Annotated in this window: 10 protein-coding genes and 1 pseudogene; all 11 read right to left on the bottom strand. The window is 59.1% G+C overall.

Features of this window, described 5'->3' with window-relative positions; all coding sequences use genetic code 11:
- Nucleotides 1-107: 107 nt before the first annotated feature.
- Entirely contained in the window at nt 108-467 is a 360-nt protein-coding gene (locus tag GTA51_RS19485; RefSeq protein ID WP_160964094.1) for a hypothetical protein, read from the bottom strand.
- A 12-nt stretch (nt 468-479) separates the two neighbouring features.
- Entirely contained in the window at nt 480-1,019 is a 540-nt protein-coding gene (locus GTA51_RS19480; RefSeq protein WP_160964092.1) for a prepilin-type N-terminal cleavage/methylation domain-containing protein, read from the bottom strand.
- Nucleotide 1,020: 1 nt separating this feature from the next.
- Nucleotides 1,021-1,491 carry a PulJ/GspJ family protein gene (locus GTA51_RS19475; protein WP_160964090.1) on the bottom strand — a complete coding sequence of 157 codons (471 nt, stop codon included), beginning with the start codon at nt 1,489-1,491 and terminating at the stop codon, nt 1,021-1,023.
- A complete protein-coding gene (locus GTA51_RS19470; RefSeq protein ID WP_160964088.1) occupies nt 1,488-1,994 on the bottom strand; it encodes a prepilin-type N-terminal cleavage/methylation domain-containing protein in 507 nt (168 codons plus the stop codon). Before GTA51_RS19470 ends, GTA51_RS19475 begins: the two co-directional genes overlap by 4 nt.
- A 56-nt stretch (nt 1,995-2,050) precedes the next feature.
- Nucleotides 2,051-4,195: a tetratricopeptide repeat protein gene (locus tag GTA51_RS19465; protein ID WP_160964086.1), complete on the bottom strand. Its 2,145-nt coding sequence runs from the start codon at nt 4,193-4,195 to the stop codon at nt 2,051-2,053.
- Nucleotides 4,196-4,290: 95 nt separating this feature from the next.
- Nucleotides 4,291-4,671 (bottom strand): type II secretion system protein, encoded by a 381-nt coding sequence (locus tag GTA51_RS19460; protein ID WP_160964096.1) that lies wholly within the window; start codon nt 4,669-4,671, stop codon nt 4,291-4,293.
- A gap of 118 nt (nt 4,672-4,789) precedes the next feature.
- Nucleotides 4,790-5,173: a prepilin-type N-terminal cleavage/methylation domain-containing protein gene (locus GTA51_RS19455; protein WP_439333339.1), complete on the bottom strand. Its 384-nt coding sequence runs from the start codon at nt 5,171-5,173 to the stop codon at nt 4,790-4,792.
- 203 nt (nt 5,174-5,376) lie between these two features.
- Nucleotides 5,377-6,675 carry a sigma-54 interaction domain-containing protein gene (locus GTA51_RS19450; protein WP_160964082.1) on the bottom strand — a complete coding sequence of 433 codons (1,299 nt, stop codon included), beginning with the start codon at nt 6,673-6,675 and terminating at the stop codon, nt 5,377-5,379.
- Nucleotides 6,676-6,694: 19 nt separating this feature from the next.
- Nucleotides 6,695-7,930 (bottom strand): type II secretion system F family protein, encoded by a 1,236-nt coding sequence (locus GTA51_RS19445; protein ID WP_160964080.1) that lies wholly within the window; start codon nt 7,928-7,930, stop codon nt 6,695-6,697.
- Between the two features lie 18 nt (nt 7,931-7,948).
- Nucleotides 7,949-9,658, bottom strand: coding sequence for a GspE/PulE family protein (locus GTA51_RS19440; protein WP_160964078.1), 1,710 nt, complete (start codon nt 9,656-9,658; stop codon nt 7,949-7,951).
- A 48-nt stretch (nt 9,659-9,706) separates the two neighbouring features.
- Nucleotides 9,707-10,523: pseudogene (locus GTA51_RS19435) on the bottom strand (ExeA family protein); the annotation flags it as partial.

Below are 10,523 nucleotides of genomic sequence, written 5' to 3'. Positions count from 1 at the left end.
GAACTTGATGTCATGGCAATTTATGCCATTTTTTCAAAATTGATCGCCTAAGTGGAAAGGCATCATGAGCTTGCACCAGTTGTCGCTTTCAGGCGTCAAGCCTTTTCTTAGCCGGACAGTAATGACCAGCTATCTGAATCTGAAGCAATATTAGTTATAAAAAAACTGTCCTCACCAAAGCCAATTGTTCTTCCTGCATTATTTTTTGCTTTAAACGTTTCTCTATCAGAATCCTGCAAAGCCTTAAAATATTCAACACCGGACAGAGCTGCATAATAAGCTCGACTGCCGCGTTCACCAGCTAGTTTTCCCTGCATTGAGGATGGCGTTATGGAATTAACTGCGGCCGCAAATCCCCCAAGAATAGTTATCGCAGCAATCACCCACAGCATTGTAGCGCCAGAAGAAGATCGAAACACGGGTTGCAACATCCCATGAAACCAAGTTCGAAAATAAGACCATTTCATGGCGTCACCTTGTTAGTTTTTATTTACCTTCACGCGTGTAGAAAATGCCTTGGAATGGCCAAGACTCGTATCGTCACCTTGCATATTAAAAGAAATACCTACAAGATTGACGTTTGCGCTATTGGCCGCTGTGCTTGCACCAGCTCCGGCGTAAGTATTATAGTATAGAAAACCTAGACTATTTGCGGCAACACCTTCCAGCAATGTATAATTTGCACCACCCTGCCTATAAAGTAGCCGATTCCCATTTTGTGAAATTAAGTGCGTCTCGAATGTTCCGTTGATATTTACATTATATTGAATACTATTTGCAGATCCATTCATGTTCGTTGGGATAATATACGTAAACTCAACAGTCATCCGCTGCAGGGCCATCTGGGCCTTCTGAACGATTTCGTCAGCGTTGCGGGCATTTGTATAGCCGCGTACAGCGGTGGACAACATTTGCGTGCCAAACAGCCCCATCAAGCCGAGCAGGACGAGAACGCAAACAATCTCAATCAGGGTGAATCCACTTCTCAAACGATGTATGGCTCGATGATCGCAACGCATATCAGCTTCCGCCTGATGCACAATTTACATTGGCATTATTTGAACTGAAAAGATAACTGAGACTAGGTCCAGAATTAACATTATCTTTAATCGTCACAAGGAGAAATTGATAGGCAGTGCCATTGCTTTGAAAAGAATTGCTAACGTTTGGACAAACAAATCGCTTTTCGGAAAGGTAATAATTACGGCCGCTCCCATAGGTCGATTGCGAAGCATTGACGGTCCCAAGAGCATCCGCAAAATTTTTCAACGCCGTACCGTTCGCGCTGTATGAATTTTCCTTGTCAGCAATCATGTTCTCCAAAACAAGCTGCAAATGCGCATCCGCCTGCAACTGGGTGATTGGGATATCCGTCCGCGTCACGCCGGAAGAAAAAAACGAGACGGCCATCACCGCGACCAAACCAAACAAGACGATGGTCGCAATAATTTCTATCAACGTAAAACCGACGTCTTTCGATACTTTGCTCATGGGATGAACCCCGTATACGGCGTGACCGTGACGGTCTCGGTCGACGCCGAGGCAGTGACGGTGATATTTTGGTTGGCGGTTGCAGCGCTGGCCGTGCCGCCGATGGCAGTGATATGGGATGTGACCGGCTGGCCGCGCCAATCAAAGAGAATGAGGGCCGCGCCCCCGAGTGTGACGCCGCTTGGCATGGTCCGAGTCGTCCCGCCACCGCCGGGCAGGGGAGCATTGGCAACGCTGGGGTTGTCCTCCACAAGCTGATAGCTGCCGGCGCTTAACGAAATGCCCCAGGTGTAGATATCGGCCATGGCCCGGGCTTGGGCATAGCGCAGGGCCGCCCGCAGTGCGTCGGCTTCGGCAATGGCTTTGAATTGGTCGTTCCCCATGCGGTTGGTGGCGTAAATACCGATAATCCCGAGCAACACCAAAACCGCGATCACTTCGATCAAGGTAAAGCCCTGTGCCGCGCCGTCAGGACGCCGGTGCCCGAATGCCCTACCAGCCATGGAATTCCTCCGCATTAGCGTCGTTTCTACTGCAAACAACTGCCCTTGGGAAGCGTTCACTGCGGCCGCAACGTTGATGCGTTCTGCCCGGCTCCCGGTTGCAACTCGCGGCGCATCTTCTCGATCTCCCCAGTCAGCGCCGCATCGGTCGCAGGCGTCTTTAACGCGGCCAACTCCAGCAGCACACTGCCTTCGCGCTCCCGCCCCGAGGCCAGGGCGGCCAAGGCCAGATCATACAGATCCTTGGGGCTTGTCGTGCCAGACATGGGGTTTTTAATGGCCAACAACGTGTCATAGGCCTTGCCAAACTGCTGCAACCGCACATACGCGGCGTAGATGTTGCGCTGCACCATCTCAGCCTCACCCGGCATGGCCCGAGCCAGGGCAAGCCGGTTTTGCGCCAAAGAGTCTTCGTAGCGCCCCTCTTTAAACGCGGCCAGGGCCTTAATGGCATAGCCCAGATACCGGTCCGGGAACTCGGCAATTAAAAGCTCGGCGTGGACCATGGCCTTGCCCGTCTCGCCAGCGGCCAGCAACAGCTTGGCCATGATCATGTTGCCGGTCAGCCCCTGGGGGTAAAACTCGAGCAGCCGGGCGCATTCCGTCGCAATCTGAGCGCGCCGCGCCGCAGCCATGGCTTCAAAATCCTCGGTCTGCCAACCGACGTGATCCAACGCATTCAATTGATACTTGGCAACAAGGGCCGGATATTTATCCTTGTCGGCATACAGCGCCAAGACATCGTCAAAATAGACCGGCGCAAAACGCGGGAATTCGGCGATGGTCTTTTTAGCCTGTTCATCGCCGCAGTTGACCAGCAAAAATCCGGGATCATAGCTGGTCAGCATCCGGCCAAGCACCGTCTTGTCGCTAAAGGCCGTGGTGCTGGCATAGAGATCGGCAGTGGAAAAAAGCATCGTCTCCATATCCATGCCGATGGCGTATTTCGGATAGAGCCGCCACTGCAGATAGCCGCCGGGATTGGGTACATTATAGATGCGCCCGCCATCCCCGGCGCGCATCAAAAAATTGCACACCCCGACCGGCAACCGCGACTGATCCACGGGATAGCCCGGCCGGATGCCCATATAGGCAACAGTCGTGGCCACGGTTAGCACCACCAGCCCGGCGCTGACCGTAGCGGCAACCCAGGGCCGCACCGGACGCACGAACCGCTGGGCCAAAAGCGCCGCCGCATCGCCCAGGACCGGCAGGGCCAATACCATGAATTCGTAGGTAAAGCGTCGCATCCGCGGCAGCAGGATCAGCCCGCCGGCAAGGAGCACAAGGCGGGATATGCGCAACTGCCGCGTCGCCGCAAGGCAAACGGCCCCGATAATGGAGGCCAGCACCAGCAGATTGCTGGCACCGTCCACCAGCCGCCCGTCTGGATACAGAAAAAAGGACAGAAACTTTTCCCAGGGTTGGCGGGCCAGCTCGATGACCGTCAGTTCATGAAACGGCGGCCCGGCAAACGGCTTGGACAAAAGTCCCACCCCGGCAGGCGTGGCCAGCACGGCATACAGCGATACGATCAGTGGCCAGCGGATGGCCGCAAGGCCCGACGCCGGCGGCTGGCGCAGCAGCCGGGCAGCGAAATATTCCGCCAGATAGGCCCCAAACACCAGCAGGATGACCGGATATTCCACCCCATGGATATTGGCCCAGATAATAGTGAGCACCGGCAGCCCCCAGGCCAGCCGGGGACGCTTTTTAACGATATAATGGATAAAGACGACATAGAGATACGTGAAGGCATGGGGCCGCAGCAGCAGATCGCGCGGCTGCAAAGCCAGGGCATAAGCGCAGGTGATCGCCAGCGGGATCAGATACCAGACCGCTTCGTCTTCGCCGTCATAATCGCGCAGATAGCAATAGACGCACCAGACCGTGCCCAGATAGAGTACTGCGCGCAGCAAGGATAAGGCAACATAGCCGCCGACATCGTGCAGCCAAAAGACAATGACCTGAAACAGCCAGTAGTAATCAAGCCACGTGTCGCCAGCCGGAATATAGGAGAAAAACGGCCCGGTCGGCAGCAGCAAATGCTCAAGGATATAGGCCCCGCCAGTGAGATGATACCACAGGTCGAAGTCAAGGGCGACGATGGGCCAGCGGCACCACAGGATAGCCAGGACGGCCAAAAGGACAAGAGCAGGCCAGTTGCGCCACGCTTGGAACAAACGACTGACGGATTTCATGTATTCTCACTGCTCGAAACGGCCGTGCTGGTCCGAAAAGGCACCGATGGCGCGAGTAGAAGTTTGCCTGATGCCATCGCGAGGAGCAAAGCAGATCAGGAACCGCCCGCCAGGGGGCTGTTCCAGCTTCCAGAAAAACTCTTCGAGTCAATCGTGCCCGTAATGGCTACGTCGTCGGTGAGATTGCCGACGCAGACGATACTTGCGACCACGCTTGGGCTGCTGATAACCACCCAGTCGCACACGGGTTGTGAATCCGTATCAAGCGTCAAACCGGCTGTCGCCCGCCGGGCGAATTCAAGCGAGAGCTGCGACTGCGCAGCGCTCACAAGGGAACTGGCCCCACGGGATTTCGAAGTATCCAGCAGGGAGCCATAATACACCGCCGCACTGACGCTAAGAATCCCCAACAAGACAAGTACCGCTATCATTTCGATAAGCGTAAAGCCTTGATCAGGCAATAGCTCCACGCGCATCAGTGGCAAAGCCTTTCCCGTTTGACAGGGTTGGGAGAGTAAGCTCAAAGCAATATTTTACCTTCATACAAAAACGGCCACTGCACCTTCGCACGAGGCGCAGTGGCCGAACCAGAATCTACAAGTCAGGATTGTTCCAAACACCATTTACAGCAGTTCCACCTGTCGGGGTCGCCGTGATATTGGAGTTGACGTTCCAATTCCCCCCATCGCAGGTAACGGTTCCGCCAGCACTGCCCGAAACCTTCACCTTCTGGCATTCCGTGATAGGAGTTTCCGTATATCCTGCATTCATTTTTTTGGAGGCATATCCCATAGACAATTGGGACTGCGCTGCAGCGATCAGGCCCTGGGCCGCGCTGGTGCGAGCCTGCGTCTGCAGGTCCAAATATTTGGGCACAGCCACCACGGCCAAGATGCCCAGGATGACCAGGACAGCGATGATTTCGATAAGGGTGAAACCGTGCTGCTCTCTTTTTTTGCGGGTAGGGGTCATAACCATTTCCGTTTTCCTCCGATGGGGTTTGTGCCGTCCTGCTGACGGCGCATGGTTGATAGAGCAGAAGCCATGCCAAGAATTGAAAATCAAACAAAGCGGGCCAAAACCCAGCCAGAAAGCGCTTTCGCCCAACCAGCCCTGCGCCCACGTTGCCGACTGTCCTCCAAAATTTGATGCCCTGTCCATCAAATTTTGCTGCTCGCTTTCTATTCAGCGTCCTTAAAGGCTCCCGGGGCGATGCCGAGCTTTTTCACCCGATGCCACAGGCTGCGCTCCTTGACGCCGAGCAAGGCCGCCGCCCGGGACTGCACGCCGCCCGTGCGCGCCAGGGCCGCCTCGATCAGTGACCGCTCATAGGCCGCCAAGCGACCATCCAGATCGGTCGTGTCCGCGACGTCGCCGGTTACAGCCGGCCCTGCGCCCGCAAGGCCCGGCAAATGCTGCGGCCCGACCTCGTGTTCCCCGGCCAGTACCGAGGCCCGCTCCAGCGTGTTTTTGAGCTCCCGCACATTGCCCGGCCAGTCGTAGGCCAATAGCCGCTGCAAGGCTTCCACCGACAACGTGGCCCCAGGCCGCAGGACTTCCAGAAACCGCTGCGCCAACAGTGGGATATCCTCGCGACGTTCCCGAAGTGGCGGCAGGTGGATCGGGAAGACGTTTAAGCGATGAAACAAATCCTCGCGAAACGTCCCCTGCCGGATCATGGCCGCCAAGTCGCGATGGGTGGCGGCCACCACCCGCACATCAAGGGCGAGAGCGGCGTTGCCGCCCACCCGCTCAAATTGGCGCGCTTCCAAAGCTCGCAAAATCTTGGACTGGGTTTCCGTCGGCATGTCGCCAATCTCGTCAAGAAACAGTGTCCCGCCGGCCGCCTGCTCAAATTTGCCTTTTTTCCGGGCCACCGCCCCGGTAAAGGCTCCCTTCTCGTGGCCAAAAAGCTCGCTCTCAAGTAACCCCGCGGGAATGGCAGCGCAGTTGACCGCCACAAACGGCCCGTTGCTCCGGCCGCTTTTGTCGTGGATGCTGCGGGCCGCCAGTTCCTTGCCGGTCCCGGAATCGCCCAGCAGCAGCACTGTGGAATCGGTCCCCGCAACCTTTATTATCTGGGGAAAAAACCCGCGCATGACCCGGCTCTCTCCCACCATGTGCGGGAAAAGCGTTCGCGCGTCCAGGGTGCCCAACACTTCGGCCATCTGGTCGGCCACGCGTTCCAGGCGGTCGAACTCGCCCATCGGCTGTCTGCCCGGCACTGTGGGCAGCGCCATGGCCGGCGTAGCAGTGGCCAACAGACGGCGGACGGGGCGCAAGGCGGCGTAAACGAAGACCGAGGAAACGCAGGCCACCGTAATGCCTGCTGTCAGGGCTACGACCATGGGGGCGTCACCGGGGAACACGGCAGGCAAGAGGCGAGGCAGATACTCGGCGCACAAGACAGCCAGGGCGGCAACTCCGCCCTGGATAATGGGCACCAGTACCGTCAGGCTCACGTCAAAACGTCGCCGCATAGAAGCAATCCTTGGCGCTTTAGTGCTGAAAAGCCACGCGCGACATGTCCCACATGGGCAGGAAGATGGCCATGGCAAAAAAACCCACCACCCCGGCCAGACCGACAATGAGCACCGGCCCGATGGCGTCGGAGAGACGCTTGACGGCGTAGGCCACCTCGGCATCGTAGTGTTCGCTAATCGCCGACAGCATCTCGTCGAGATTGCCCGACTCCTCGCCAACGGCCACCATGGTCACCACCATGGGCGTGAAATACTTGGCCCGGGACAGCGGCCCGGCCAGCCCCTGGCCGGCCCGGATCATCTCCTGGATGCGCAGAAATTCCTTGGCAATGGCCGCGTTGCCGATGGTGCCGACCAGGATGTCGATGGTGGTCAACACCGGCACGCCGCTGGCCTGGAGAATGGAAAAAATGGAGGCGAAACGCGACATGGCCGACTTGCGCAACAACACGCCGATGGCCGGGATATGCAGGAAAAAGGCATCGCGGGTAACCTTGCCGTGTTCCGTGCGAAACCACATGTACAGTGACGCAACTACGATGAAAATAATACCAAAAGTTATGTACCAATACTTATCGATGACGTCGCTCAACAAGAGTGCAATACGCGTTGGCATGGGCAATTCGACCTTCGCTGCTGCAAATACGCCGGCAAATGTCGGCACGACGAATCTGAGCAGGACGAAAAAAGCAATGCCCAGGGCAATGACAACTGTAATGGGATATTGGAGTGCCGATTTTATATCTGATCTGACCTGATGCTCGTGGCCGACAATGTAGATCAGACGGTCCAACACCGCCGGAAGGGCACCGGCCGCTTCGCCGGCCCGGACCATGCTGATGTAGAGTTCGTTGAAAACGCCTTTTTGGGCGGCCATGGCGTCAGAGATGGTGGAGCCGCGCTTGACCGCGTCGGACATGTTGGCGCAGACCTTGCGCAGGCGGGGGTTTTCCGACTGCTGCTCCAGCACCTTAAGGATCTCCAGCATGGACAGGCCGGCCCCGAGCATGGTCTTAAGCTGCTTGGTGAAAAGGATCAGCTCCTGGGCCTTGACCGAGGACAGCATTAGTTCCAGGCTCTCGCCAAACCCGCCCGCCGACGACCCCGCCCCGCCGCCGCCCTTTTGCACGGACACCGGGATATACCCCATCCCCGACAGGCGCAGCTTGGCGGCGTCGGACGAATCGGCCTCCAAAACGCCCGTCACGGCGCTGCCGGCCTCGTTGATGGCCTCGTAGGTATATTGCGGCACGTTTCCCGTCCTTTGCCGTTAGACCAGCACTGCGGAGGAGGCTTCCTCGAAGGTGGTTTTGCCTTCCAGGATTTTCAGTCGCGCGTCGTCCTGCAACAGTTTGAGCCGCCCGGAATCGGCCGCAAACCGGGTGATCTCCCGGGAGGTGGACCGCTTGGCCACCATCTCCTGAATCTCGTCGTCGATGACCAAAATCTCAAACAGGCCAAGCCGGCCTTTAAAGCCCGAATCGCCGCACATATAGCACCCCCGGCCGCGCATGAATACCGCGTCGCCGGTGTTTTCCAGATTCCAAAAGCGCAACACTTCCGGGCGCGGCGTGTACGGCTCGGCGCAGTTGGGGCAGATGCGGCGCACCAGCCGCTGGGCAATGGACACCATCAGCGTCGAGGACACCAGAAACGGTTCGATGCCCATGTCCATAAGCCGCATGACCGCGCCGGCGGCATCGTTGGTGTGGACGGTGGAGAGCACCTTGTGGCCGGTGAGCGCCGCCTGCGTGGCAATGGCAGCGGTTTCCGGGTCGCGGATTTCGCCCACAAGCACCACGTCGGGGTCCTGGCGCAGGGTGGAACGCAGGGCGCTGGCAAAGGTCATGCCGGCCTTGCGGTTGAGCTGCACCTGGCGCACCCCTTCCATGCGATATTCCACCGGGTCTTCCAAGGTGATGACGTTGATGTCGGGACGGGCTATCTCGCGCAACAAGGCGAAAAGCGTGGTGGACTTGCCCGAACCCGTGGGGCCGGTGGACAGGAACAGGCCATAGGGCTTGTCCACCACCAGCCGGACCTTGGCCAGATCCTCGGGGGCAAGGCCGAGATCGGACAGGGCCAGCCCACCGCCGCCCATGTCCAGCAGACGCAAAACCAGATTCTCGCCATAGATCGTCGGCAAGGTCGAAACGCGGACGTTTATTTCCTTGCGATCGATAGCCACGGTAAACCGGCCGTCCTGGGGGATGCGGCTGACGGCAATATCCAAGTTCCCCAGAATTTTGATGCGGGAAATAATCGGCAGGATCATGGGCTTGGGCGGTGACGGCACGGACTTGAGCTTGCCGTCGATACGCATGCGGATCTGCACCTGATCGCGCTCGGGGCTGATGTGCACGTCGCTGGCCCCTTCGCGCACGGCCTGGGACAACAGCGAGTTGACGAAGCGCACCACCGGGGCTTCGCCGGCCATGCCCTCCAGGGAGCTGACCTGCATCTCCTCGCTGGCTGCCGGTGCCGACGGTTCGTCGCCGTCGCGCATGGATTCGATGCTGTCCAGCACGCCTTCGCTGCCAAGGCCCATGCCATAGACCGAACTGGTCAGGTAGCCCAGTTCGCGCTCGGTGCAAATGACCGGTTCAACTTCGCAGTTCTTATAGATTTCGATATCTTCAATAGTGGCGATATCCAGCGGATCAGGCATGGCCACCCGGATCAGGTTGCCGACCTTGGACAGGGGCACGATTTTGGCGCGCAGGGCCATTTCGGCCGGCAGCAGCTCGGCCAGATTGGAGGTCACCGGGTAGCGCTCGGGCGTGTATTTGGCCAGCCCCATCTGGCGGCTGATCAGATCGACAATCTCGGCTTCCTTGACAATGCCGTCGCGCACAAGCTGCTGCCCCAGGCGCAGTCCCCCACGCTTGCCGGCAGCCAGAGCCTGGCGCAGTTGATCGTCGGATACGAGTCCGGCATCAACGAGCATTTCGCCCAACCGCAAGCGTTTTCTCGGCTCCATGTTCCTGTGATCCTTCCTTGCTTCGTGCGTTAGCCGACCCTGCCAGCGCTACGGCAACGGCTGGGCCGCCGGTTCCGTGGCCGCCACCTGCTTGACAGCAGCAGGCGCAGCGGTTTTGGGCAGGGTCCGCAGGCCGTTCCAGAGGGCGAGATCCGTAAAGGGCACCGTGCCGGCCGGGAAGCCATCCACCACCACGGCCCTGGCGGCCAGTTCGCGGGGCATCCCGACCAGGGCCGCCTCGGCTTCGGCGCGGCTGGCGAACAGATGGGCCAGCACCACATCGAACCGCAGGCCAAGGCCGGGCTGCTGGGTGCAATACAGCGACAGCACGGGATCGCTTTCGCGCTGACGGCCGATAATCGCAAAGCCTTTATCCAAGGTGTCGGCCGAGGCAACCCGAATCAGACACGCGCCCTCAGGCAGTGCATCGGTAGGGATGGCCGGGAAAACAATGGTCTCGCCGGCGCGCACCCGGTTGAAATCGACGCCGGGATTGGCCTTGGCGACACGGGCCATGATGGCTTTCCCGCCACTGCCATAAATCCGTGCCGCCTGCCGGGTGACGGCCCAGCCGGGACGCACGGCGGTTTCGCCCAGGGTCAGCGGCAGGGCTGCGGTCGGCAATGCTGCCGCCGGGGCGGCGGCCGGGGTGACCTGGAGTTCGCCTGTATATTCCGGGTCCACCACGATGACCTGATCGTCGGCGCTGGGGGGCAACGCGGCCCCGGCCAGGGTCAGGGCTGCGCCCAGTCCCTGGGTGGACGCCGGGGCAACCGGGGCCACGGCCCGCAACGGGGCAGCAGCCACAGCGGCCGGCTGGGGCGCGGTGGCGGGCATAGCGGCCGGCTGGGCGGCGGGTGCGGGC

The organism is Solidesulfovibrio aerotolerans (genome assembly GCF_009856865.1).
Lineage (GTDB): Bacteria > Desulfobacterota > Desulfovibrionia > Desulfovibrionales > Desulfovibrionaceae > Solidesulfovibrio > Solidesulfovibrio aerotolerans.
Note: the sequence above shows the minus strand (reverse complement) of the source record. Positions and strands in the feature narration are given on the sequence as shown.

What these genes read in the sequence shown, in the direction of transcription:
- GTA51_RS19485 (WP_160964094.1), bottom strand. Translation starts at nt 467, where the DNA reads ATGAAATGGTCTTATTTTCGAACTTGGTTTCATGGGATGTTGCAACCC.
- GTA51_RS19480 (WP_160964092.1), bottom strand. Translation starts at nt 1,019, where the DNA reads ATGCGTTGCGATCATCGAGCCATACATCGTTTGAGAAGTGGATTCACC.
- GTA51_RS19475 (WP_160964090.1), bottom strand. Translation starts at nt 1,491, where the DNA reads ATGAGCAAAGTATCGAAAGACGTCGGTTTTACGTTGATAGAAATTATT.
- GTA51_RS19470 (WP_160964088.1), bottom strand. Translation starts at nt 1,994, where the DNA reads ATGGCTGGTAGGGCATTCGGGCACCGGCGTCCTGACGGCGCGGCACAG.
- GTA51_RS19465 (WP_160964086.1), bottom strand. Translation starts at nt 4,195, where the DNA reads ATGAAATCCGTCAGTCGTTTGTTCCAAGCGTGGCGCAACTGGCCTGCT.
- GTA51_RS19460 (WP_160964096.1), bottom strand. Translation starts at nt 4,671, where the DNA reads ATGCGCGTGGAGCTATTGCCTGATCAAGGCTTTACGCTTATCGAAATG.
- GTA51_RS19455 (WP_439333339.1), bottom strand. Translation starts at nt 5,173, where the DNA reads ATGGTTATGACCCCTACCCGCAAAAAAAGAGAGCAGCACGGTTTCACC.
- GTA51_RS19450 (WP_160964082.1), bottom strand. Translation starts at nt 6,675, where the DNA reads ATGCGGCGACGTTTTGACGTGAGCCTGACGGTACTGGTGCCCATTATC.
- GTA51_RS19440 (WP_160964078.1), bottom strand. Translation starts at nt 9,658, where the DNA reads ATGGAGCCGAGAAAACGCTTGCGGTTGGGCGAAATGCTCGTTGATGCC.